22 protein-coding genes are annotated in these 23,978 nt (G+C 75.0%); 15 read left to right on the top strand and 7 right to left on the bottom strand.

The window, feature by feature from the left end; all coding sequences use genetic code 11:
* Nucleotides 1–16 precede the first annotated feature (16 nt).
* The 6 genes from COO58_RS07740 to COO58_RS07715 form a co-directional block, all read right to left on the bottom strand.
* On the bottom strand, nucleotides 17–922 hold the full coding sequence (locus COO58_RS07740) for a siderophore-interacting protein (RefSeq protein WP_098744353.1): 906 nt from the start codon (nucleotides 920–922) through the stop codon (nucleotides 17–19).
* A gap of 33 nt (nucleotides 923–955) precedes the next feature.
* Nucleotides 956–3,049, bottom strand: coding sequence for an iron ABC transporter permease (locus COO58_RS07735; RefSeq protein ID WP_176558765.1), 2,094 nt, complete (start codon nucleotides 3,047–3,049; stop codon nucleotides 956–958).
* The gene (locus COO58_RS07730) at nucleotides 3,046–4,032 is read right to left on the bottom strand and encodes an iron-siderophore ABC transporter substrate-binding protein (RefSeq protein WP_098744351.1); all 987 of its coding nucleotides are present in this window, start codon (nucleotides 4,030–4,032) and stop codon (nucleotides 3,046–3,048) included. Before COO58_RS07730 ends, COO58_RS07735 begins: the two co-directional genes overlap by 4 nt.
* A 28-nt stretch (nucleotides 4,033–4,060) precedes the next feature.
* Complete coding sequence (locus COO58_RS07725) at nucleotides 4,061–4,885, bottom strand: ABC transporter ATP-binding protein (RefSeq protein WP_098744350.1); 825 nt, start codon at nucleotides 4,883–4,885, stop codon at nucleotides 4,061–4,063.
* A gap of 188 nt (nucleotides 4,886–5,073) precedes the next feature.
* Nucleotides 5,074–5,601 carry a 2'-5' RNA ligase family protein gene (locus COO58_RS07720; RefSeq protein WP_091573915.1) on the bottom strand — a complete coding sequence of 176 codons (528 nt, stop codon included), beginning with the start codon at nucleotides 5,599–5,601 and terminating at the stop codon, nucleotides 5,074–5,076.
* A gap of 176 nt (nucleotides 5,602–5,777) precedes the next feature.
* Nucleotides 5,778–7,121, bottom strand: a complete 1,344-nt coding sequence (locus COO58_RS07715; protein WP_245666317.1) for a PLP-dependent aminotransferase family protein — start codon at nucleotides 7,119–7,121, stop codon at nucleotides 5,778–5,780.
* Nucleotides 7,122–7,546: 425 nt separating this feature from the next.
* Between COO58_RS07715 and COO58_RS07710 the strand changes: the two genes are divergently transcribed.
* The 15 genes from COO58_RS07710 (at nucleotide 7,547) to COO58_RS07640 (ending at nucleotide 22,481) form a co-directional block, all read left to right on the top strand.
* On the top strand, nucleotides 7,547–8,932 hold the full coding sequence (locus COO58_RS07710; protein WP_245666315.1) for an anthranilate synthase component I family protein: 1,386 nt from the start codon (nucleotides 7,547–7,549) through the stop codon (nucleotides 8,930–8,932).
* On the top strand, nucleotides 8,929–9,513 hold the full coding sequence (locus COO58_RS07705; protein ID WP_091573912.1) for an aminodeoxychorismate/anthranilate synthase component II: 585 nt from the start codon (nucleotides 8,929–8,931) through the stop codon (nucleotides 9,511–9,513). Before COO58_RS07710 ends, COO58_RS07705 begins: the two co-directional genes overlap by 4 nt.
* A gap of 16 nt (nucleotides 9,514–9,529) precedes the next feature.
* The gene (locus COO58_RS07700; protein WP_098744348.1) at nucleotides 9,530–10,240 is read left to right on the top strand and encodes an SDR family NAD(P)-dependent oxidoreductase; all 711 of its coding nucleotides are present in this window, start codon (nucleotides 9,530–9,532) and stop codon (nucleotides 10,238–10,240) included.
* Nucleotides 10,241–10,269: 29 nt separating this feature from the next.
* Complete coding sequence (locus tag COO58_RS07695) at nucleotides 10,270–11,694, top strand: phenylacetate--CoA ligase family protein (RefSeq protein ID WP_098744347.1); 1,425 nt, start codon at nucleotides 10,270–10,272, stop codon at nucleotides 11,692–11,694.
* The gene (locus tag COO58_RS07690; protein ID WP_091573909.1) at nucleotides 11,678–12,325 is read left to right on the top strand and encodes a prephenate dehydratase; all 648 of its coding nucleotides are present in this window, start codon (nucleotides 11,678–11,680) and stop codon (nucleotides 12,323–12,325) included. Before COO58_RS07695 ends, COO58_RS07690 begins: the two co-directional genes overlap by 17 nt.
* 27 nt (nucleotides 12,326–12,352) lie before the next feature.
* A complete protein-coding gene (locus COO58_RS07685; RefSeq protein WP_255292547.1) occupies nucleotides 12,353–13,642 on the top strand; it encodes an amidohydrolase family protein in 1,290 nt (429 codons plus the stop codon).
* The gene (locus COO58_RS07680; RefSeq protein ID WP_091573907.1) at nucleotides 13,642–14,883 is read left to right on the top strand and encodes an MFS transporter; all 1,242 of its coding nucleotides are present in this window, start codon (nucleotides 13,642–13,644) and stop codon (nucleotides 14,881–14,883) included. The genes COO58_RS07685 and COO58_RS07680 overlap by 1 nt, the downstream gene beginning before the upstream one ends.
* Nucleotides 14,884–14,989: 106 nt before the next feature.
* Entirely contained in the window at nucleotides 14,990–15,778 is a 789-nt protein-coding gene (locus COO58_RS07675; RefSeq protein WP_091573906.1) for a B3/4 domain-containing protein, read from the top strand.
* A complete protein-coding gene (locus tag COO58_RS07670) occupies nucleotides 15,775–17,010 on the top strand; it encodes an ATP-grasp domain-containing protein (RefSeq protein WP_098744345.1) in 1,236 nt (411 codons plus the stop codon). Before COO58_RS07675 ends, COO58_RS07670 begins: the two co-directional genes overlap by 4 nt.
* Nucleotides 17,001–18,224, top strand: a complete 1,224-nt coding sequence (locus COO58_RS07665; protein ID WP_091573904.1) for an MFS transporter — start codon at nucleotides 17,001–17,003, stop codon at nucleotides 18,222–18,224. Before COO58_RS07670 ends, COO58_RS07665 begins: the two co-directional genes overlap by 10 nt.
* A gap of 28 nt (nucleotides 18,225–18,252) precedes the next feature.
* Complete coding sequence (locus COO58_RS07660) at nucleotides 18,253–19,557, top strand: TrpB-like pyridoxal phosphate-dependent enzyme (RefSeq protein WP_098744343.1); 1,305 nt, start codon at nucleotides 18,253–18,255, stop codon at nucleotides 19,555–19,557.
* Between the two features lie 57 nt (nucleotides 19,558–19,614).
* Nucleotides 19,615–20,319 carry a flavodoxin family protein gene (locus COO58_RS07655; RefSeq protein WP_255292546.1) on the top strand — a complete coding sequence of 235 codons (705 nt, stop codon included), beginning with the start codon at nucleotides 19,615–19,617 and terminating at the stop codon, nucleotides 20,317–20,319.
* Complete coding sequence (locus COO58_RS07650; RefSeq protein WP_098744340.1) at nucleotides 20,309–20,656, top strand: cupin domain-containing protein; 348 nt, start codon at nucleotides 20,309–20,311, stop codon at nucleotides 20,654–20,656. The genes COO58_RS07655 and COO58_RS07650 overlap by 11 nt, the downstream gene beginning before the upstream one ends.
* A complete protein-coding gene (locus tag COO58_RS07645) occupies nucleotides 20,653–21,021 on the top strand; it encodes a chorismate mutase (protein WP_245666304.1) in 369 nt (122 codons plus the stop codon). The genes COO58_RS07650 and COO58_RS07645 overlap by 4 nt, the downstream gene beginning before the upstream one ends.
* The gene (locus COO58_RS07640; RefSeq protein ID WP_098744339.1) at nucleotides 21,018–22,481 is read left to right on the top strand and encodes a UbiD family decarboxylase; all 1,464 of its coding nucleotides are present in this window, start codon (nucleotides 21,018–21,020) and stop codon (nucleotides 22,479–22,481) included. Before COO58_RS07645 ends, COO58_RS07640 begins: the two co-directional genes overlap by 4 nt.
* Here the strand turns inward: COO58_RS07640 and COO58_RS07635 are convergent.
* Entirely contained in the window at nucleotides 22,426–23,934 is a 1,509-nt protein-coding gene (locus COO58_RS07635) for a PLP-dependent aminotransferase family protein (protein ID WP_098744337.1), read from the bottom strand. The two genes, COO58_RS07640 and COO58_RS07635, sit on opposite strands and share 56 nt — an antisense overlap.
* Nucleotides 23,935–23,978 lie beyond the last annotated feature (44 nt).

The raw sequence follows: 23,978 nt of genomic DNA, 5'->3' as shown, positions 1-23,978 counted from the left end.
CCGGGTCGGACCGGGCTCAGGACTCGGCGCGGCCGGCCCGCCAGTAGCCCATGAACGCGACCGCCCGGCGGTCGACGCCCCGGTCGGCGACCAGGTGCCGGCGCAGACCGCGGATCACCGCCGCCTCGCCGGCCAGCCAGGCGTAGAGCGCAGCCCCGTCGGGGTGCTGCGGCACCTCCCAGAGGATCTCCCGGTCCACGTCCACCTCGGCCGGCGGCACGGCGGCGGCGGGCGCGGCGGGGACCGGCAGCAGCCGGTCGGCCAGGCCGGTCACGGCCGGGGTGAGCCGGCTGCCGTGCGGCGCACCGGCGCGGGGCAGCCAGGTCACGGTGACGCCGGCCGGGGCGCGGCAGGGCAGTTCGTCACCCGGCTCCGGCACCTCCACCACCGCGTGGCCGCACGCGTCGGCGGGCAGCCGCTCCAGGATCGCGCAGATCGCCGGGGCGGCGGTCTCGTCGCCGGCCAGCAGCAGCGTCGCCCCGACCGGCGCGGCGAACTCGACGCCGCCGTGCACACCTGGCCAGCCGGCGTCCGGGCCGACCATGGCGAGCCGGTCCCCGAGTCGGGCCCGCCGCGCCCAGCGGGTGGCCGGGCCGCCGTCGCCGTGCAGCGCCATGTCGACGTCCACCTCGGACGCCTCCGGGCGGACCGCCCGCACCGTGTAGGTGCGGATCGGGCTACGCCGCCCCGCCGGCAGCTCCCGCCACCGCTGGTACCAGTCGGGTCCGGCGGGCAGCTCCGCCGACGCCCCCTCGACCACCGGCAGGGCCAGCTTGATCCGCTGGTCGTAGCCGTTGTCGGCGAACCGGTCCAGGTCCGGCCCGGCGAACGTCACCCGGAGGAACGACGGGCCGAGCCGGCGCAGCGCGCGTACCTCGACGGTGAACACGCGCCAGGGGGCGGCGGCCAGGGTGCTCGTCATCGACAGATGTCCTTTCGGGATCGCGGGGTGTGCTCAACGGGCGGCGCGGGAGCGCCACAGCAGCCAGACGAAGTAGGGGGTGCCGACCAGCGCGGTGACCAGGCCGGCGGGGATCTGCGCGGGTGCGATGACGGTGCGGCCGAGCGTGTCGGCGAGGCTGACCAGCGTCGCGCCGAGCAGCACCGCCACCGGCAGCACGCGGGCGTGCCGGCCGCCGACCAGCGCCCGGGCGGCGTGCGGCGCGACCAGGCCGACGAAGCCGATCACGCCGACCGCCGACACGGCGGTGGCGGTGAGCAGCGCGGCCAGGCCGAGCGCGACCAGCCGGGCGCGCTCCAACCGGACCCCGAGCACCCGGGGCGTGTCGTCGTCCAGCGCGAGCAGGTCGAGTTCGCGGCGGATCCCGGCCACCACCGGGACGGCGACCAGCAGCGCGACCGCCACCGGCAGCACCTGCGACGCGGTGCGCCCGTAGGTGGAGCCGGACAGCCAGGTCAACGCCTTGCCGGTGTTCCACGGGTCGGAGGACACCACGATGAAGGTGATCACCGCGGCGCCGCCCTGCCAGACCGCGAAGCCGATCAGCACGAGCCGGTCGGAGTTGAGGCCGCCGTGCCGGGCCAGCCCGTAGACCAGCGCGAACGCGGCGACCGCGCCGAGACCGGCGGCACCGGAGAGCGCGGCCACCCCGGCCGTCGGGGCGAACGTCAGCAGCGAGACCGCGCCGATGCCGGCCCCGCCGGTGATGCCGAGGATGCCCGGCTCGGCCAACGGGTTGCGGCACACCGCCTGCACGGTGGTGCCGGCCAGCGCGAGCGCGGCGCCGGCCAGCAGCGCCGCCGCGACGCGCGGCCACCGGGCGTCCAGCACGAAGGTGTACGCCGGCCCGGTGCGACCCCGCACCCAGTTGACGATGTCGCCGAGCAGCACCCCGGTGTCCCCGGCCAGCATGCCCACCACCAGGGCCGTGCCGGCCGCCACCGCGCAGACGGTGACGACGGCGACGTGGAAGGCACGGGAGCGCACGGCAGCGTGACCGCCCGGAGGTTGCCGGGTGGGCCCGGCGTCGCGGTGCCGGCGGGCCAGCCAGACCAGCAGCACCGCGCCGAAGAGCGTGGTGACCACGCCGGTCGGCACGTCGACGCCGGCCTGCCCGCCGAGCACGGCCCGCAGCAGCACGTCGGAGCCGAGCACCACGACCACGCCGACCATGCCGGACAGCGGCAGCAGCACCCGGTGCCGGTGCACCTCGGGCACCCACCGGCCGAGCAGCCGGACGATCACCGGCGCGCCGAGCCCGACGAAGCCGATCGGCCCGGCCAGGGTGACCGCGGCGGCGGAGAGCAGGACGGCGAGCAGCACCACGGTGAGCCGGGTCCGGCGCACGTCGAGCCCGAGCACGGTGGCGGTGTCGTCGCCGAGGGCGAGCAGGTCCAGCCGGCGGCCGAGCGCCACGAGCACCAGCGCGGCGACGCCGACCACCGGGGCGAGCTGGGTGAACGCGACCAGGTCGCCCTGCACGAGGGAGCCGTTGCCCCAGGCGAACAGGCCGATGGTGGCCTGCTCGAAGAGCAGCAGGAGCAGCATGGTGAGCGAGGCGAGGGCCATCGCGGTGGCCGAGCCGGCGAGGATCAGCCGGGTCGTCGCGGACCGGCCGCCGGCGGACAGCAGCATCACCAGGCCGGCGGCGGCGAGGCCACCGCAGAACGCGAGCCCGCCGGCGGGCAGCGCCGGAAGGGCGATCCCGAACGCGGCGGTGGCGACGATCGCCAGGTGCGCGCCGGCGTTGACGGCGAGCGTGTCGGGTGAGGCGAGCGGGTTGCGGGTGGTCGACTGCAACGCCGCGCCGGCGAAGCCGAGCGCGACGCCGACGGTCAGGCCGGTGAGCAGGCGGGGCAGCCGGGAGGCGACCAGCACCCGGGCGGTCTCGTCGTCGGCGCCGGTGAGCAGCCGGAGCAGGTCGGCCGCCCCCACCGAGGAGGTGCCCTGGGTGAGGTGCACGGCGGTGACGGCGACGAGCAGCGCGGCGGCGAGCAGGAACGCGCCGGCGACCCGGCGGCGGGCGGGCGGTGGCCCGAGCGGGGCCGGCCGGGTGGCCGGCCCCGGCGGGGCGATCGTCTGGCTCAAGCCGTGTAGACCGTGACGAGCTGGTCGACGTACTGCCGGGCGGAGAGCGGGCCGCCGAAGGTCCAGATGCCGTCGGGCATCTTGTGCAGCTTGTTCTGCTGCACGAACGGCAGCGAGCGCCAGATCGCGTTGCCCGCCAGCCCGTCGGCGAAGACGTCCTGCCCGTCCGAGGCGTTGTAGAAGAAGTGCAGGTCCTGGCCCTTGAGGACGGTCAGTCCCTCGACGTCGGTCTGGCCCAGGCCCCACATCGCGTCGGTCTTGCCGGTCCAGGCGTTCTTGAGGCCGAGCTGGATGCCGAGCTGGGAGACGAGCGCGCCCTGGCCGAACATCCGGATGGAGACGGTGCTGCCCTCCTTCCAGCCGTCGGCGAAGGCGAACTGCCGGCCGGCCGCCCCGGCCTCGGCGATCTTCCTGCGGCCGTCGGCGAGGACGGCGTCGAAGTCGGCGAGCAGCTTCTCCGCCTGGGCGGTACGGCCGGTGGCAGTGGCGATCATGGTGAGGTCGGAGCGCATCCGGCCGATGTTGTCGGCCGCGTCGCTGCCCTCGGTGACCAGCACCGGCACGTACTTCTCCAGCTGGGTGACGATGGCGGAGCCGCGCTCGGCCTCCATCACCACCAGGTCGGGCTGGAGCGCGACGACGGCGTCGACGCTCGGCTCGCCCCGGGTGCCGACGTCCTTGACGCTCGCGTCGAGCGGGGCGGCGGTGACCCAGGTGGCGTAGCCCTTGGGGTCGGCCACGCCGACCGGCATCACGCCGAGGCCGACCAGCATCTCGACCTCACCCCACTCCAGGCCGACGACCTTGGTGGCCGGGCTCTTCAGGGTGATCGCCTTGCCCCGGCTGTCGGTGACGGTGACCGGGCCGGTGGCGGCGGCGTCGGAGGCGGACGGGGCGGCGGCGGGCGTCTCGGTGGTGCCGCAGCCGGCGATCAGCAGCGCGGTCGCCGCGGTGGCCAGCAGGGTCAGACGGGTACGCAACATCGGCTTCTCTTCTGTGGCAGGAACGGGTTCAGGCGGTGGCACGGCTGGTGTGCCGGCCGACGGGACGGGTGGAGAGCAGGCCGGTGGCCGGGTCGACGGTCACCTCGACGCGGATGCCGTACGCCTCGGTGAGCGCCGCCTCGGTGAGCACCTCGCGCGGGGCGCCGCTGCCGCGGACCCGGCCGGAGTGCAGGAGCACGACGTGGTCGGCGACGGCGGCGGCCTGGTTGAGGTCGTGCAGCACCACGCCGACGGCGACGTCGGCGGTGTCGGCGAGGTCGCGCACCAGGTCGAGGATCTCCACCTGGTAGCGCAGGTCGAGGAACGTGGTGGGTTCGTCCAGCAGCAGGACCGAGGTGTCCTGGGCCAGGCAGGTGGCGAGCCAGACGCGTTGCAGCTCGCCGCCGGACAGCTCGTCGACCGGTCGGTCGGCCATCGCCTCGACGCCGGTGACCGCCATGGCGCGCTCGACCGCGGCCGGGCCGTCCGGGTCGCCGGCCCGCCACCGCCCGCGGTACGGGTGCCGGCCGTAGCCGACCACGTCCCGGACGGTGACCCCGCTCGGAGTGGGGCGGCTCTGCGCCAGCAGCGTGACCCGGCGGGCGAAGTCCCGGGGGGACAGCGCCCGGGCCGGGGTGCCGTCGGCGAGCACGACGTCGCCGTGCTCCAGCGGGTGCAGGCGGGCCAGCCCGCGCAGCAGCGTGGACTTGCCGCTGCCGTTCGGGCCGACCAGCGCGGTCACGGCGGCCGGCCGCAGCGTGATGGCGGCGTCGTGCACCACCGTCGCGCCGTGGTAGCCCAGCCACAACCGGCTGCCCGACAGGCCGTCGGCCCGGACCGTTCTGCTCGTCACACAGGTAAGGCTAACCTAACCTGCGATCGCGTTGTCAAGCCGCTCCCCCGTTCCCACCTCGGTGAACGTGGCACGCGTCGATGTCCGGCGCGCGGGGTGAGCGGACTGTCGCCACCACTCGACCCGTGCGCGCACCTGCCGGCGCGCAGCGGTAGGCCGTCCGAGGCGGCGGACACCTCAGCGCGGCGCTATGCGGTGCCGAGCCGGAACTCGCGCAGCGGGTGCCAGGAGTCGGGTTCCGGCGCCCCGGCGATGAGCTGGACCGCGTCGACGGTGGCGCGGATGGGCAGATGGCCCGCGACGGCCTCGGCGGCTTCGGCCAGAACGTGCTTCGGGGCGTCATGGCCGATGGTCAGGTGCGGTACGACGTCGGCATGGGCCCCGGCATACGGCGGGGCCTCGGGGAACCGCTGCCACACGGCCGCGGTGAGGCGGCGCAACCCGTCATCCGGCTGCGGCGAGAGCCAGACCACGGCGTCTCCGAACCACTTGACCTCCGGGAACGAGATGTCGAACCGCGGTGTGGCTTCGAAGATCCGGCCCAGCGTGGCGAGCACGTCGTCGGTGATCCGGTCCGGGGGCAGGAACGGGTAGAGCACGGTCACATGAGCGGGCACTCCCCAGCCGGCCGCGCGGTCCAGGGTGGATCGAAGGTGTCCCACGGCCCGCTCGGTCTCGGGCACGGCGACGATCAGCGCGGTCTCGGTCGGCTCCATCGCCACAGTCTCCGACCGTCGCTCCCGCCAGTCCACCGGGATTCGTGACAGCAGAGCTGCGAGGCGGTTCATCCGCCCACCCCGCGCCCCGCGGGCGATCAAGGAGTTTGCGTCGGTCGGGACGCCGACCCGAGACGCGAACTCCTTGGTCAACGCCGACGGCGGGGAGGGAGGGGTCAGGGGGTCAGGTCGCGGTAGGCGGTGGCCAGGCCGGCCAGGCCCCGGCCCAGGTCGGAGCCGCGCACACCGGCGTAGCCGAGCACCAGCGCGGGCGGCCGGTCGTCGTGGCGCAGGGCGTGGAACCGGCCGCCGCGGACCAGCACGGACCGGCGGCGGGCGGCCTCCACCATCGACTCCTCGGCGCACCACCGGGGCAGCACCAGGTAGGTCTGCAGGCCGCCGTCGCCACTGAGCGGTGACGCGCCGGGCAGGTGGCGGGCGACGTGCTGGTGCACCGCCTGGCGGCGGCGCTGGAACTCGGCCCGCAGCCGGCGCAGGTGCCGGTCGAACGCGCCGCTGTCGACCAGCCGGGCGAACGCGAGCTGGTCCAGCCCGGAGCAGCCGATGTCCCAGCCGGCGCGGACGCGCTCGATCGAGGCGGCCAGCCCGGGCGGGGCGGCCAGCCAACCGAGCCGCAGCGCCGGCGCGAGGACCTTGCTGGCGCTGCCCGCGTAGACCACCCGGTCCGGGGCGAGGCTCTGCAGCGCGGGCATGCGCTGCGCCGGGGCCACGAACGCGGCGTCGAAGTCGTCCTCGACGACGTAGCCGTCGACCGCGCGGGCCCAGGCGAGCAGGTGCTCGCGGCGCTGCGGGCTGAGCGCCGCCCCGGTCGGGAACTGACTGGCCGGGGTGGTCAGCACCGCCCGGACGCCGGTGGCGGCGAGGTCGTCGACGCGGATGCCGTGCCGGTCCACCGGCACGGCCACCGGGCGCAGCCCGGCGTCGGCGATGAACGCCCACTCCCCCGGGTGGCCCGGGTCCTCCACGCCCACCGCGTCGTGCCCCTGGTCGCGCAGCACCCGGCAGAGCAGGGCGAGCCCCTGGGCGAACCCGGAGGTGACCATGAGGTGTTCGGGCCGGACGCGCACGCCCCGGACCCGGCCGAGGTAGCCGGCGAGCGTGCGGCGCACCGGCGGCAGGCCGGACGGCGGGGCGTAGCCCAGCTCCCGGGGGCCGGCGGCGCGGACGACCGCGCTGACGCTGCGGATCCAGTCCTGGCGTGGGAACGCGGAGACGTCCGTGCCGCCGGCGCGCAGGTCCCACACCTCGGGCGTGGGCGTCTCGTCGGTGGTGAGCGCGGAGCCGACCTCGGCGGGCGCGGCGTCCGCGACGGAGGTGCCGGAGCCCCGCTGGGAGGTGAGGTATCCCTCGGCGCAGAGCTGCTCGTACGCCTCGACGACCACGGTACGGGACACGCCGAGGTCCTTGGCGAGCTGCCGGCTGGACGGAACCCGGGTGCCGGGGCGCAGCGCGCCCTGGTCGATCTGCCGGCGCAAAGCGTTGCGGAGCTGCGCCGCCAATGTTTCGCGCGTATCACTTTCCATTGACAGACTCAGATGCCACACCGAGTGGTCCCCTCCCGGTCAGCCGAAGTGGTATGGACAGCGGGATCCGCACTTGGCGAAAGTGTTTCCCGGGCCCGCAACCGTTTCCCCGCAGGGGGCGGGGGTGGTCGCGCGCCCTTTCCAACGGGGGAAGTCCGATCTGTCACGAACGCCACCCTGCCCGGCAGGCGTTGCGGGGAGCGGGCTGCTCAGAGGGGGGTTCCACAGTGTCCTCATTGTCGACCACGGTGAGCGCACAAACCGCGCATCACCGAACAATGGCGGGGAGACGTACGCCACCACCGGACACCATTCCGATTTCCGTGACGTCTATCACACTGCCGTCCGTCGATCCGTTATCCCTTTACACCGTCTTGACGGAAAAGCACACCCCGGAGGACGTGTACCTCTTCGAAAGCCTCGACGGCCCGGCACGCGACCGGCAGGCGGCGGCCGTGGGCTGGGGCCGGCTCGCCGAACTGCGGTTCCTGGCCGACCGGTGCGAGCTGACCGCCACCGGCCCGCTCGGCGGCGCGCTGCGCGCCGTCGTCACCGCGATCCTCGGCCCGCCCGTGCCGCGCGACGCGACGACGTACACCTGGGTCGTGCCCGGCCCGGCGCGGCTGTGGGCCGTGGTCCGCGCCGTGCAGCGGGCCTTCGCGGTCTCCACGACGGTGCCGACCGACCGCTTCGCCTTCGGTTTCCTGACCACGCTGGCCTACGAGGCGGCCCGCGACATGGACGAACTCTCCCTCGACCGGACGGTCGACGACCTCCCCCGGTGCGCGCTGACGCTGTTCCGGCACACCGTCTGGTGGGACCTGCGGGCCGGCACCGTCGACCAGCTCTCCGCCGCCGGCCCGCACCTGCCGCCGGAGGACACCCCGCCGGTGGCGCGACTGCTCGCCGGGCGGCCCGACCGGGAGCCGGAGGTGCCGGCCGCGCCGGCACCGGCCCGGGTTCAGGACAACCTCGACGAGGAGACGTTCGCCCGGCGGGTACGGCGGTGCCTGCGGCACATCGAGGTGGGCGACAGCTACCAGATCCAGATCGGTCACCGCATCGAGGTGGAGACCGACCTCACCCCGGCGCAGGTCTACCGGCGGCTGCGGCACCGCAACCCGTCGCCGTACATGTACCTGGCGCCCTGGGCCGGGCGGACCGTGATCGGGGCCAGCCCGGAGCTGTTCCTGCGCATCGACGGCGACCGGCTGTCGATGCGCCCGATCGCCGGCACCGCCGCGCGCGCGGCCGACCCGGAGACCGACCGTCGCCGGGTCGACGAGCTGCTCGCCAGCGAGAAGGAGCGGGCCGAGCACGTGATGCTGGTCGACCTGTGCCGCAACGACATCGGCCGGGTCTGCGAGCCGGGCACGCTGTCGGTCGACGCGATGCTCGACGTCGAGCCGTTCGCCTACGTGCACCACCTGGTCTCCACCGTCTCCGGCCGGCTCGACGACGGCGCGGACGTGTGGGCGGCGGTCTGCGCCGCGTTCCCGGCCGGCACCATGACCGGTGCGCCGAAGCTACGGGCCATGGAGATCATCGACGGGCTGGAGGACGAGCCCCGGGGCATCTACGCCGGCGCGATCGGGCTGGTCGACGTGCGCGGGTTCGCGGTGCTGGCGCTCTGCATCCGCACCGCCGTGCACGACGGGCACCGCTACCACACCCAGGCCTCCGCCGGCGTCGTCGCCGACTCCACGCCGGCGGCCGAGTGGCGGGAGACGCTGGCCAAGATGAGCGCCGCCTACTGGGCGCTGACCGGCGAGGAGCTGCTGCCGTGAAGGTCCTGCTCGTCGACGCGTACGACAGCTTCACCCACATCATCGACCAGTACCTGCGGACGCTCGGCGCGGCGACCGTGGTGGTCCGGTCCCGTTCCCGCACCCACGAGCAGCTCGTCGCGCTGCGCCCGGACGCGGTGGTGCTCGGCCCCGGCCCGGGCCACCCGGCCGACTCCGGGCACGTCGAGCTGGTGCACACGTTCGCCGGTCGGGTGCCGCTGCTCGGCGTCTGCCTCGGCCACCAGGCGATCGGCCTGGCCTACGGCGGCACGGTCGCGGTCGCCCGGCACCTCATGCACGGCAAGACCAGCGAGGTCACCCACGACGGCCGGGGTGTGTTCGCCGGGGCGCCGGCGCCGCTGACCGTCACCCGCTACCACTCGCTGATCGTCGCCGACCCGGCGCCGCCGGCGCTGGAGGTCACCGCCCGCGCCACCGACGACGGCTACGTGATGGGGGTGCGCCACCGCACGCTGGCCGTGGAGGGGGTGCAGTTCCACCCGGAGAGCGTGATGACCCAGGACGGGCTGCGGCTGTTCGACACCTTCCTGCGCGGCGCGCCGGCGCCGGTCGCGGGCTGAGCGGCGGAGGACCGTCATGACCGACTCCCCGACCCCGCTCGCCGTGGTCACCGGCGGCGCCGGTGGCATCGGCCGGGCCGTCACCGCCGCGCTGACCCGCGCCGGGCACCGGGTGGTCAGCGTCGACCGCGAACCGGCCGCCGACCCGTCGGCGTACGTGACGCTGGTCGCCGACCTGGCCGTGCCGGAGCGGGTGGAGCGGGTCGTCGCCGACGTGCGCGACCGCCACGGCCTGCCCGACGTGCTGGTGAACAACGCGGGCGTCTACCTGGCCCGCGACTTCCTCGACTACGACGCGAAGACGTACGCCGAGGTGCTCGACGTCAACCTCGGCGCGACGTTCTTCGGCACCCTGGCGTACGCGCGGGCGCTGGTCGCCGCCGGCCGCCCCGGCACGGTGGTGAACGTCGCGTCGATCAGCGGCCACTCCGGCAGCCCGGACGCCGCGTACGGCGCCTCCAAGGGCGCGGTGATCGCGCTGACCCGCAGCCTCGGCCGGGCGCTCGCCGCGCACCGGATCCGGGTCAACGCGGTGGCGCCGGGGCTGGTCGAGACGCCGATGGCCGACCGCGTCCCGGCCGCGCGCCGCGACGACTACCGGGCCCGGATCCCGGCCGGCCGCTTCGGCACGCCGGACGAGATCGCCGCGGCCGTCGCCTGGCTGGCCGACCCGGCCAGCAGCTACGTGACGGCCGCCGTGCTGGACGTCGACGGCGGCCTGCACTGACCCGTGCCACACCCGAAAGGACCCCGACCATGTGGCTCCCGACCACCGGCCCGGCGGCCGGCTTCGCCGCCGACTACCTGACCCTGCACCGCGCCTTCTTCGACCGCACGCTCACCGCCGAGCAGCTCGACTCCTGGCGGCGCCGGCAACTGCGGCGGGTACTCGACCAGGTCGCGACCGGCTCGCCGTTCTACGCCCGGCACCTGGCCGGCATCGACCTCGCCTCGGTCACGCCGGCCACCCTCGACACGTTGCCGTTCACCACGAAGGCGCACCTGCGCGAGGAGATGCTGGACGTGCTCAGCCGGCCGCTGGCCGAGGCCGTCTTCTTCTACGAGACCACCGGCACGACCGGCCCCGCCACCCCGTGCCCCCGCGACGGCCGGGAGGTGGTGGCCAGCAACGCCCACGTCACCGAGTCCTGGGCGTCGATCTTCCGGCACCACTTCGGCGACCACGCGCCCCGGGTGGGGCTGATGGGTCCGACCGAGGTGCACTCGTTCGGCGACACGCTCGGCGACGTCGCTCGCAACGTCGGCGCGATGAACGCCAAGATCTGGCCGTACTCGCCGGTGATCGGCTTCGCCAAGGCGCTGCAACTGATGAAGGACCTGGCCCTGGAGGTCATCTGCTGCACGCCCGGGGTGGCGCTGACGCTGGCCAAGGCCGCCGAGCACCACGGCTACCGGCTGCGTGAGGACTTCGGGGTCAAGCTGCTGTTCGTCACCGGGGAGATGTGCACGCCGGCGCTGGCGCACAACCTGGAGTCGGTGTGGGGCGCGGACGTCTACAACATCCTCTACGGGTCGCAGGAGGCGTTCGTCATCGCCACCGCCTGCCGCAACAAGCGGATGCACCTGTCCCAGACCAACTACCTGATCGAGGTGGTCGATCCGGAGACCGGCGCGTCGCACGGCCCGCGCGGCAGCGGCGAGCTGACCGTCACCATGCTCGTCGACGGGGTGAAGCCGCTGATCCGCTACCGCACCGGTGACGCGGTGGTGGTCGGCGCGTCGGACTGCGACTGCGAGCTGCCCGGCGACCTGGTGCAGATCGTCGGCCGGACGCTGGACCGGATCGAGCTGGGCGGCCGGCGGCGCACCGCCGGCCAGATCGAGAGCGCGGTGCTGACCGGCGTCACCGGCTCGGCCGGCTACCAGGTGGTGATCGACCACGACCCGGGCACCGGCGGCGACCGGCTGACGATCCGGCTGGAACTGCTCAAGGACCTGGTCGACGACCCGGCCCGGGTGGCCGCCGGGGTGCGCGAGCGCGCCACCGACGCGCTCGGCGTGCCGGTCGAGGTGGAGCTGAGCGACGGGCTGGACCCGATCGTCAGCACCGGCGCGTTCGTGAGCTGGAAGGCCGCCCGAATCGTGGACCGGCGGGTCGCCGACGACCACGAGACCCGGGTGGCGCAGCGGATGGCGGGCAGGCGTGGCTACGACACCTGACACCGCCGCCGCCGAGCCGGTCCCCGCGCTGCCCGGGCCGCTCGCCGGGGCGTACGGGCGGCGGTGGCGGGCCGTGGTGGACCAGTGGGCCAGCCACCCCGGCACGGCGGTGGCGACGCTCGGTCCGCCCGGCACGTCCAGCCACCTGACCGCCGCGTTCCTCGCCGAGCGGCACGCGCTGCGGATCGAGCTGTGCGACACGTTCGACGCGGTGCTCGGCGCGCTGGTGGACCGCCGGGTCGACCAGGCGCTGGTACCCAGCGCCTACCAGGGCGCGACCCGCTTCCACTGGCACCGGGACCTGCGGCTGGACGCGTACTTCGCGCAGGCCACCCCGGAGTACGGCATCGCCGCCCGCGCGGACGGCACGCCCGACGGCGCCGACGAGGTGACGGTGGCCGCGCTCTGGGAGGTCCGGCGGATCTTCGGCGACCTGGCGCCGCCCACGCTGGCGGACCGCCCGGTGCGGTGGGTCGACGCGGACTCCACCCAGCACGCCGCCGAACTGCTCGCCGCCGGCGACGCCGACCTCGCCGTGACCAACGCCCCGGGGGTACGCCGGCACGCGCTGCGCTGGGTGGTCCGCCGCCCCGGCGCGGAGATCGTCTGGCTGCTCTTCGGCCACCGCTGAACCCCTTCGAGAATCGGAGTGACCACCGTGTCCCGACGTACGTTGCTGCACCGCGCCACCGTCCAGGAGGGACTGGGCGTGGCGTCCCGACCCCACCACAGCGTGCTGCTCGACGGCGAGCGGATCGTCGCGGTGCTGCCCGAGGCGCAGGCGCCGCTGCACGACCCGGGTGTGGACGTGCTCGACCTGGACGGCCGGACGGTGATGCCGGGCATGACGCTCGGCCACACCCACATCGCCTACCTGAACGTGCTCGACGGCCGGGAGACGCTGTTCAAGCACACCGTCCCCGAGGTGACGCTCGGCGCGGCGGCGAACGCGGCGGCGATGCTCCGGCTGGGCTACACCGCGTTCGTCGGCGCCGGCTCGGTGGCCGGCATCGACATGGCGCTGCGGCGGGCGATCGAGTCCGGCCGGCTGCCCGGCCCGCGGATCACCCCGTGCAGCCGGGACCTGATGGTGTCCGGCCCGCCGGAGCGCCGGAACCCGGCGGTCAAGCAGCGGATCCCGACCGACCTGATGCGGCTGGCCGACACCCCGGAGGAACTCGTCGACTACGTCAACACCGAGGTCGACCAGGGCGCGGAGATCATCAAGGTGTTCTCCACCGGGGACGACACGTTCCCCAACGGCCGCTCGCACGAGCTGCTGTTCACCGCCGAGGAGCTGGTGGTCGCGGCCCGCGCGGCGCACGAGCGCGGGGTGCGGATCCGGGCGCACTCGCGCGGGCTGGGCGGCATCCGCAACGCCATCGCCGCCGGGGTGGACGTCATCGACCACGCCACGTACGCCGACGACGCGGCGCTGGAGGCGATCGCCGAGCGCGGCATCTTCGTGGTGCCGAGCCTGCACCAGCCGCACCGGCTGCTCACCACCGGCACCGCGCACGGCAAGACGCCGGAATACCTGGAGACGCTGGAGTTCGAGGCCGAGGTGGAGAACACGCTGCGGATCCTGCCGCTGATGGTCCAGATGGGCATCCCGATCGTGGCCGGCGACGACTTCGGCTTCGCCTGGACCCCGCACGGCCGCTACGCCGAGGAACTGGAGACCTACGTGAGCATGGCCGGCATCCCGGCACCCACGGTGCTGACCTGGGCCACCGCCAACGGCGCGCGGCTGGCCGGGCGGGGCGACGAGGCCGGCACGGTGCAGCCGGGCCGGCTGGCCGACCTGGTGGTCACCGACGGCGACCCGGCGCAGGACATCACCGTGCTGGGCCGGCCGGAGGCGATCGAACTGGTGCTGCTGGGCGGTGAGGTGGTCGCCGGGGACGCCGCCGCGTACCGGGACCGGCAGCCGGCGGGGGTGGCCTGATGCGGCGGGTCGTCCCGGTGGTCCCGCTGCTGGCGGTCGGCGCGTTCGCCATCGGCACGGACACGTTCGTGGTCGCCGGGGTGCTGCCCGAGGTGGCCCGGGACCTCGACGTCAGCGTCGCCTCGGCCGGCTGGGTGAGCACCGTCTTCGCGCTGGCGTACGCGGTCGCCGCGCCGGTGCTCGGCGCGGTCACCGGCCGCTGGGAGCGCCGTACCGTGCTGCTGCTCTCGCTGGCCGGGTTCACAGTGGGCAACGTCGCGTCGGCGCTCGCCCCGGACCTGCCGCTGCTGCTCGGCGCGCGGGTGCTGACCGCGGTGAGCGCGGCGCTGTACGTGCCCGCCGCGTCCGCCTCGGCCGCCGCGCTGGCCGCGCCGGAGCGGCGTGGCCGGGCCATGGCGGTGGTGCTCGGCGGTCTGTCCGCGGCCACCGTGGCGGGCGTGCCGTTCGGCACCTGGCTCGCCGCCGACCTGCGCTGGCAGGCCACGTTCTGGCTGCTCGCCGCGCTCGGCGCCGGCTGCGCGGCGGCGGTGTCGGTCGGGCTGCCGGCGATGCGGCTGCCGGCCGGCCCCGGGCTGGCCGCCCGGCTCGCGCCGTTGCGCCAGGGCCGGGTCGGCGCGGCGGTGCTCACCACCGCGCTGTTCATGACCGGGGGCTACCTGGCGCTGACCTACGTCGGAGCGTTGCTCGCCCCGGCCACCGACGGCGACGGGACACTGCTGGCGGTGCTGCTGCTGGTCTTCGGCGTGCCGGGGGTCGTCGGCACGGTGCTCGGCGGTCGGGCCACCGACCGGTGGGGCGCCCGGCCGGTCCTGCTGGCCTCGGTGGCCGGGCTGGCGCTGGTGCTGGCCACGCTGCCGCTGACCCGGCAGGCGCTGCTGCCGGCCACGCTGGCCATGGCGGCGTGGGGGCTCACCGCGATGGCGACCCAGCCGGCCCAGCAGCACCGGCTCTTCACGGTCGCGCCGGGCTCCGGGCCGCTGCTGCTGTCACTCAACTCGTCGGCCACGTTCCTCGGCATCGCGCTGGGCGGCTTCCTCGGCAACCGGGTGCTGCGGCACGGCGGCGAGCACGCCGTCGACCTGCTCGGTCCGGTCGGCGCGGCGCTGTGCGTGCTGGCGCTGGGCGCCGCGCTGCTCGGCGCGCGTCCGAGCCGCGCCGGGGACGACCGGGAACCGCCCGATCAGGGGGGAACCGGACGTGAGCCGGGCCGGCCCGCGCCGAGGGCCGCCGTGCGCCGGTGAGCGCCCCGATTGGCCTCACCGGATCCGCCGGGATTGGCCACAACCGGTGGCTGTTCCGCTCCGTACGGTCGGGGCGACCGTGTGAACCGAACCGACGAGGATGACGATGACCCAGCTCGACGACGGCGCCGACCGGTTGGCCGTCCGCATCGACGACCGGGTGCTGAGCAGCGTGCCGGACTACGTCCTCGGCCTGATCGCCGTGCCGGCGGTCGAGGTCGGGCCGGCCTCCCCGGCCGTGGCGGCGCTGCTGGCCGCCGCCGAGGACGCGCTGCACCGGGCCGACCTGGACAAGGCCGGTGTGGCGGAGCTGCCGGGCGTCGCCGCGTGGCGGGCCGCGTACCGGGCGGTGGGGGTGAACCCGAACCGGTTCCCGTGCGCCGCCGAGTCGATCGCCCGCCGGGTGGCCCGGGGCGACCGGCTGCCCCGGATCAACGCGCTCGTGGACCTCTGCAACGCGGTCTCGCTGGACACCGCGCTGCCGGTGGCCTCGTGCGCGGTCGACGGCATCGCCGAGCTGGTCGTCCGGCCGGCCGACGGCGCCGAGACCTACCTGCCGCTGGGCGCGCCGGACGCGCCGGAGCGACCCGAGCCGGGTGAGATCGTCTACGCCGACGGGGACGGACGGGCGCACTCCCGGCGCTGGAACTGGCGCCAGGGCCACCTGGTCCGCACCGACCTGGGCCGCCGCCGGCTGCTGCTCACCGTCGAGGCGGCCCACCCGGGCGGTCGGGCGGAGGTGGAGGCGGCGCTGGCCCGCCTGGACGACGCGCTCGGCGAGCTGACCGGCTCGCCCCGGCCCCGGGCGGTGCTGGACCGGGACGGCCGGGACGCGGTGTTCGTCCTCGACGCCCCGCTCAGCCCGGCCGGCGGCACGACGGGGAGCCGGTCGTGAACCGGGCGATCCTGGTCGTCTACCGGCCCGCCGCCGGGCGCTACCTCGCCCAGTTCCGCGCCGTGGTCGCCGCCGCCGCCGACCTGGGCGTGGACACGCTGGTGCTGCTGCCGGCCGACCAGCCGGCCCCGGAGGCCGCCGGCCTGCCCTGTCACCGGGCCGACCTGGACGACCCGGAGGCCGTCCGCGCGGCGGTCGCGGGGATCGTCGCCGAGCGGCCGGTCGAGCGGATCTTCCCGCTGTTCGAGGGCGACGTGCTCACCGCGGCGCGGTGCCGGCGCGACCACGGCATCCCGGGCCTGGACCCGGAGCAGGCGCTGACGTTCCGGGACAAGAACGTGATGCACCGCCGCGCCACCGAGCTGGGCGTGCCGGTGGCCCGGTCCTGCCGGCCCGACACCGTCGGGGCGGTCGCCGAGTTCGCCGCCGAGGTGGGCTGGCCCGTGGTGGTCAAGCCGTACGCGGGTTGGGCCTGCGGCGACACCCACCGGGTCGACTCGGCCGACGACCTGGCCCGGGTCTGGCCGCTGGTCGCCGACGCGCGGCACGACTACCGGGTGGAGGAGTACGTGCGCGGCGCGGAGTTCCACGTCGACTCGCTGCTGCGCGACGGCGAGGTGGTCTTCGAGCAACTGTCCCGCTACACCTACTCGGTGCTGGAGTTCCGCGACGAGCCGGGCGGCACCGTCTCCCGCAAGCACGACCTCACCCCGGCCGAGCGGCGCATCCTGGCCGCCAACGCGGAGATCCTGCGCGGCTTCGGCATGCGTACCGGGGTCGCGCACGTCGAGTTCTTCCTCCGCGACGACGGCGAGGTGGTCTTCGGCGAGGCGGCCGCCCGGGCCGGCGGTGGCTCGATCGTCCCGGCGATCGAGGCCGGGCGCGGCATCAACCTGGCCGGCGAGTGGTGCCGGCTGGAACTGGACCCGACGCACGTGCCGGCCACCGTGCTGGGCCCGGAGACCGGCACGGAATATCTCTGCTCCGACCGGTACGGCCGGATCACCGCGATCACCACCGCCGAGGAGCTGCGGGCGCTGGACTCGGTGCTCGACGCGGACGTGTGGAAGAGCGACGGCGACGTGCTCGCCCCGCCCACCGCCTCCAACGACGTCCTGGGCTGGTACGTCTGCGAGGGCCGGGACTTCGACGACGTGCGGGCCCGGTTCAAGACCATCCGGGACGCGTTCGAGGTGCGCACCGAGCCGGCCGGGGAGCCGTCATGTGGCTGAGCCGGTTCCGCGCCCTGCCGCGCCCGCTGCGGATGCTGGTGCTGGCGTCGTTCATCAACCGCGCCGGCATGTTCGTCTTTCCGCTGCTCGCGGTCTACCTGGTGCGCAGCCGGGAGCTGAGCACCGGCGAGGCCGGGGTGCTGATCTCGGTGGGCAGCACCGGCCTGCTCGCCGGAAGCCTGCTCAGCGGCCCGGTCTGCGCCCGCGCCGGCCGGCGCGCCGCGCTGGTGTCCAGTCTGCTGCTCAACGCGGTCGGCTACCTCGGCCTGGCGGTGCTGGACGGTCCGCCGTGGACGTACGCGGCGCTGCTGTTCGTGGCGCTGGTCGGGATGGGCATGTTCGCGCCGGCGGCCAACACGCTGATCGCCGACCTCGCCGAGCCGGAGCAGCGGCCGTTCGCCTACACCGTCAGCTACATCGCCAACAACCTCGGCATGGGCGTCGGGCCGCTGCTGGGTGGTCTGGCCGCGGCCTACTCGTACGGGCTGATGTTCGCCGGCAACATCGCGCTCGGGCTGCTCGCCGCGCTCACCATCCGGCTGTTCGTGCCGGCCGACACCGGTCGGGACGCGGCGACGGTGCCCGCGCCGACCGGCGCGCGGCGGGCCGAGCTGCGGCGGGACCTGGACGTGGCGGTGCTGGTGGTGGTGTCGTTCTGCTACGTCGCGCCGCTGATCGGCCTGGAGTACACGCTGCCGCTCGCGGTCACCGAGGTGCTGGCGTCGTCGGTGGCGGTGGTCGGCGCGGTCTACACCGTCAACAGCGTGGTCGTGGTGGGCGCCGGCCTGCTGATCGAGAAGCGGATCAAGGCGTACCCGACGCGGACGCTGCTGATCGTCGCCGGCCTGCTGTGGTCGGCGGGGATGGCGGTGCTGGTGTTCGCGTTCTCGCTGCCGGCCGTGCTGCTGTCCACTGTGGTCTGGACGCTCGGCGAGATCATCGCGTCGGTGGTGGTGCCCACCTACATCGCCGACCACGTGGAGCCCCGCCGCGTCAGCGGGTTCATGGCGCTCAACGGCTTCGTGCTCAGCTCCGCCCGGCTCGTGGTCCCGATGGGGCTGGGCTTCGTCTGGCAGGCCGGCGGGCACCGCCCGGTCCTGCTCCTGCTCCTGCTGACCCCGGTGGTCGGCGTGGTCGCGTTCGCAGTGCTGCGGGTGCGGCCCCAGGCCCGGCCCGTGCCGGAACCCGCCGCGCCGGCCACCGCCCGTCCGTGATCCACCCGACCCCTCACCGGAAGAGGCCATGACCACGACGAAGTTCGTCCTCCCCGAGAGCGACATCCCCACGACCTGGTACAACGTGGTCCCCGACCTGCCCAAGGGACTGCCCCCGATGCTGCATCCCGGCACCCGGGAGCCGATCACCCCGGCCGACCTCGCACCGCTGTTCGCCTCCGAGCTGATCGCCCAGGAGTTCGCCACCAACCGGGACGTGGACATCCCCGGCCCGGTGCTCGACATCTACCGGCAGTGGCGTCCCAGCCCGCTGATCCGCGCCCGCCGCCTGGAGCGCGACCTGGACACCCCGGCCCGGATCTACTTCAAGTACGAGGGGGTCAGCCCCGCCGGCAGCCACAAGCCGAACACCGCCGTGCCGCAGGCGTACTACAGCAAGCTCGACGGCGTGCGGCGGCTGACCACGGAGACCGGCGCGGGCCAGTGGGGCAGCTCGCTGTCGATGGCGTGCGCCTACTTCGACCTGGAGTGCGACGTCTTCATGGTCCGGGTCAGCTATGACCAGAAGCCCTACCGGCGGGGCCTGATGGAGACGTTCGGCGCCACGGTCACCGCCAGCCCGAGCGACCGCACCGAGGCCGGCCGGGCGGTGCTCGCCGCCGACCCGGACGCCACCGGCAGCCTCGGCCTGGCCATCTCCGAGGCGGTGGAGGCGGCGATGGTCAGCGGCGGCTCGGCCCGCTACGCGCTCGGCTCGGTGCTCAACCTGGTGCTGATGCACCAGACGATCATCGGCCAGGAGGCGTTGCTCCAGCTCGAACTGGCCGACGACTACCCGGACGTGGTGGTCGGCGCGGCCGGCGGGGGCTCCAACTTCGCCGGGCTGGCGCTGCCGTTCCTGCGCCGGCAGTTCGAGGGCGGGCGGACGGTCCGCTTCCTGGCCGCCGAGCCGTCCTCCTGCCCGTCGTTGACCGAGGGCAGCTACGACTACGACTTCGGCGACACCGCCGGGCTCACCCCGCTGGCCAAGATGCACACGCTGGGCCACGACTTCCGGCCGCCGGCCATCCACGCGGGTGGGCTGCGCTACCACGGCATGGCGCCGATCGTGAGCGCGCTGCGCGAGGTGGACCTGATCGAGGCGCGGGCGGTGCCGCAGACGGCCTGCTTCGAGGCGGGCGTGCGGTTCGCCCGCAGCGAGGGGATCGTGCCGGCGCCGGAGTCCAGCCACGCCGTCCGGGTGGCGGTCGACGAGGCGCTGCGCTGCCGGGAGACCGGCGAGGAGAAGGCGATCCTGTTCTCGCTGTCCGGTCACGGCCACTTCGACATGCAGGCCTACATCGACTACTTCGCCGGAAAGCTGACGGACTGAACCCGGCCGGGACGCGGCGCGGTGCGGCGCCGCGTCCCGGTCGACGAGCCCTCGGGGGTGCGATTGCCCAGCGAAGCAGCCACCATCCTGGCCATCAACGGATCCGAACGGGCCGGCGGCAACACCGACCTCGCGGTCGCGCACGCCGGACGCCTGATCGCCGAGCGCGGCGCGGTGCTGCGCACCGTGCGGCTGCGCGAGCACCGGATCTCGCCGTGCAGCCCGTGCGGCGACTGCAACAGCCGTACGCTGCCCTGCCAGCTGGACGACGACGTCCCGGCGCTGGTGGAGCAGATGGTCCGCGCCGACGGGCTGATCTACGCCGCACCGGTGCACGGGTTCGGCCTGGCCCACCTGATGCAGATCTTCATCGAGCGGGCCGGCGTCGGCTACCTGCGTTTCACCCGCCCGCTGGCGGACAAGGTGGGCGGCATCATCGTCACCGGACGCCGTTACAGCGACTCGTCGGTGCACAACCAGATCGTCAACAACCTGCTGCTCAACCGCATGATCCTGGTGGGCAGCGGCTTCCCCGTCCTGCTGCGCAACACCACCGGTACGCCCGGGCTGACCGACCCCGAGGGCGTCGACGCGCTGGAGCGGATGGTGCATCGGATGGTCGACATGGTGCAGCTGCTCCAGCAGCACCGGCGGTCCACCGGCGGCCCGGTCCTGCCCCGGCGGGACCGCAACGAACGCGTGCCGCGGCAGCGCCGCGCCGAATCCGTCCCGAACAGAGGAGACAGCGAGAATGTCCACTGAGCAGGCGACCGTGCCGGTCGGCATCGACTTCCCGGCGACCGAGTGGGAGAGGTGGGACAAGCCCGGCGCCCAGGGGCGCGTCAAGATCGCGTACGTCGGGGGGCAGCGGCTGCGGCTGCTGGAGCTGCCGGCCGGTTTCGACGAGCACCACTGGTGCCTGCGCGGCCACACCGGCTACGTGCTGCGGGGCGAGTTCACCATCCACTTCCGGGACCGCTCGGTGCCCTGCCGCCCGGGCATGGGCTTCGTCATTCCCGACGACGAGGAGCACCGCTCCCAGGGCAGCGACGACGAGCCCACCGTCGTGTTCGTGATCGACCGGGTCCCGCAGCCGTGACCGACCCGTACGACGCGGGGGCGTCGGCCGGCCTGCCGCCGGTCGACGCCGTCGACGGTCCCGCCCGGATCGCCGAGCTGCGGGGCGCCGTGGACCGGCTCGACCAGCGGATCGTCGAGCTGCTGGCGGTCCGTACCCGGGTGGTCCGGGAGTTGACCGTGCACAAGTCGGACGAGGCGGCGGTCCGGTCGCCGGACCGGGTCCGGCAGGTCCTGGACCGGGTCCGGGAGCTGGCCGACCGGCACGGCATGCCGCCGGAGGTCGCGGTGGCCACCTACCGCGCGCTGATCGAGGAGCTGACCCGGATGCAACTGGAGATGCTGGCGGCCCGGCGGGCCGCCCCGGCCCCGACGGACCGGCGATGACCGGGCTGCGCGCGCCGGTGGACCTGCGGCACGCGCTGGCCACGCTCGACCCGCTCCCCGGCGAGCTGGTGCGGGTGGCCGAGGAGCTGCCCGCCCGCTACGGCGTCTCGGCGCACTACGCCCGCTGGGCCGGCGCGCCCGCCGCCCCGCCCACCGGTCCCGGCCCGGCCGTGCTCTTCGACCGGGTACGCCCCGACCACGGCCCCACCCGGGCCGTGCTGATGGGGCTCTACGGCACCCGCCGGCGGGCCGCCGGCCTGCTCGGCGTCACCCCGACCGAGCTGCCGCACCGGCTGCTCGACGCGGTGGCCGCACCCCGCCCGCCGGTGCCCGCGCCCGACCCGGCGCGGTGGCCCCGCCGACGCCTGCCGACGGACCTCACCGCGCTGCCGGTGCCGGTGCTCACCGACGAGGACGCCGGTCCCTACCTGACGCTCGGCGCGGTGCTCGCCACCGACCCGGACACCGGCGTCCGCAACCTGTCCGTGCACCGGATGTGCGTGCAGGGCCCGGACACGCTGACCATCTGGATGGTCCCGGGTCGGGATCTCGAACTGGCCCACCGGGCCGCCCTGCGTCGGGGTGTCCCGCTGCCGGTGGCGATCCACCTCGGACTGGGCCCGGCGGTGCTGCTCTCCTCCTGCTGCCCGACCTCGCTGGTGCCGCCGGAGGTCGACGAGCTGGCGGTCGCCGGGGCGCTGGGCGGCCGGCCGGTCGAGCTGCTGCCGTGCGCCACCGTGGACGCCGAGTTCGTCGCGCACGCCGAGTACGTGATCGAGGGCGAGCTGCTGGCCGAGCACGCGCCGGAGAGCCGGCACGGGGCCGTCGCCACCCCGGAGTTCCTCGGCTACCAGGGCCGGGCGCACCCGTCGCTGCCGCTGATCCGGGTCACCGCGATCACCGCCCGGGAGAGCCCGATCCTGCAGGCCGTCTCCGGCCCCGGCCACGAGCAGTCGGTGCTGCTCGGCTTCGGGATGGAGGCCGCGGTGCTGGAGCTGCTGCGCCGCCGGGGCACGCCGGCCCAAGCCGCGCACTGCCACACCGCCGGCGGCGGTCAGCTCATGGTGGTGCTCCAGTGGCCGGCCAAGCGCGACCCGGCCGACGACGCGGCGGTCCGGGCCGCCGGGGAGGCGGTGCTGGACGCGTTCCGGATGGCCAAGCTGGTGCTCTGCGTCGACGAGGACGTCGACGTCGAGTCCGACCAGGACCTGTGGTGGGCGATGGTGACCCGGTTCCAGGCCGACCAGGACCTGCGGGTGCTGCCGGACCGGGAGGGCTTCCCGCTGGACCCGAGCCAGCACACCGGCTACTCCCGCTCGCTGTCGGCCGACGGGCGGACCGCGAAGGCGGTCTTCGACTGCACCGTGCCGTACGCCCAGCACGACCGGTTCCGCCGGCCCCGGTTCACCGAGCCGTCGCGTCCCGCACCGCGGCGGCCAGCAGCGCCACTCCCTCGGTGATCCGGGCGGTGGGCAGCGCCGCGTACCCGATCAGGAACGTCGGCTCGGACGGCGGGTGGCTGACGAAGTAGCCGGAGGCCGGATAGACCCGCACGCCGCGCGCCGCGGCGGCGCGCACGATCGCCGTCTCGTCGGCGCCGGGCGCGCCGCCGAGCGTGACCAGCACGTGCAGCCCGGCGGCCGCGCCGGAGACGCGGACGCCGGCGCCGAAGTGTTCGTAGAGCGCCTCCAGCAGCCGGGCCCGGCGCTGCCGGTAGAGCCGGTCCATCCGGCCGATGTGCCGGGCGTACGCGCCGGAGCCGACGAACTCGGCCAGTGCCTCCTGGGTGAGCGTCGGGGTCAGCCGGTCGGTGATCCACTTGATGCCGAGGAACGGCCGGACCAGGTGCGGCGGCAGGACCGCGTAGCCGATGCGCAGCGAGGGGAACAGCGTCTTGCTGAAGCTGCCGACGTAGGCCACGTCGGCGCCCTGCGGGTCGGCGGCCAGCGACGGCAGCCGCTCGGCGGCGAAGCTGAACTCGTTGTGGTAGTCGTCCTCCAGCACCGTGACGCCGTGCTCGCGGGCCCAGCGCAGCAGCGCCCGCCGCCGCCGCTCGGACATGACGAACCCGGTCGGGAACTGGTGCGACGGGGTGACGTAGACCAGGCGTACCCGGGCCGGGTCGAGGCCGTGGCCGCGGACCCGGTCGGAGATCTCGTCGACCCGCAGCCCCTCGGCGTCGACCGGGACCGGCACCACGGCCGCCCGGGAGTAGCCGAAGATCTGCCGCAGCACGGTGTGGCTCGGGTCCTCGATCACCACCACGTCGTCGGGGCCGACGAGCTGCCGGACCAGGATGTCCATGGCCTGGGTGGCGCCGCTGGTCACGATCGTGTGCTCGCGGGAGACGTCCAGCGCCCGGCTGCGCCGCAGCAACGCCGCGATCTGGTCGCGCAACGCCGGCGAGCCCTCGGCCGGGCCGTAGCCCAGGGCCACCGCGTCGGCCCGGCTCACCGCCTCGGCGAGCGACTGCCGCCACCGGGCCACCGGGAAGCTGGCCAACGCCGGGGTGCCGTGCCGGAAGTCGTACGCGCCGTCGGGCCGGTGCATGGGCGCCGGCTCCCACGGCCGCCACAGCGGGCTGCCCGCGTCGGTGGGCAGCGGCGGCTCCGGCCGCAGCGGCGCCCGGGCCGGCGGGTCGCGGTGCGGCAGGTCGGGCACCGCGCCGCTGACCCGGGTGCCGGAGCCGCGGCGGGAGGTGAGCACCCCGTTGGCCCGCAACAGCTCGTACGCGCGGGTCACCACGGTGCGGGAGACACCGAGCTGGTGGGCCAGCTCCCGGCTGGGCGGCACCGGGTCACCGGCGCGCAGCCGGCCGCTGCGCACGGATCCGCTGATCTGGTCGCAGAGCTGCTGCTGCAACGGCACCGAGCTGTCCCGGTCCAGCACGACAAGCAGCTGCGACCCACCCACCCGACCCGCTCCCCCGCCCGTGATCCCCCACCCCGATCCTAGTC

Source organism: Micromonospora sp. WMMA1996, assembly GCF_002573675.1.
Taxonomy (GTDB): Bacteria; Actinomycetota; Actinomycetes; order Mycobacteriales; family Micromonosporaceae; genus Micromonospora; species Micromonospora sediminicola.
Note: the sequence above shows the minus strand (reverse complement) of the source record. Positions and strands in the feature narration are given on the sequence as shown.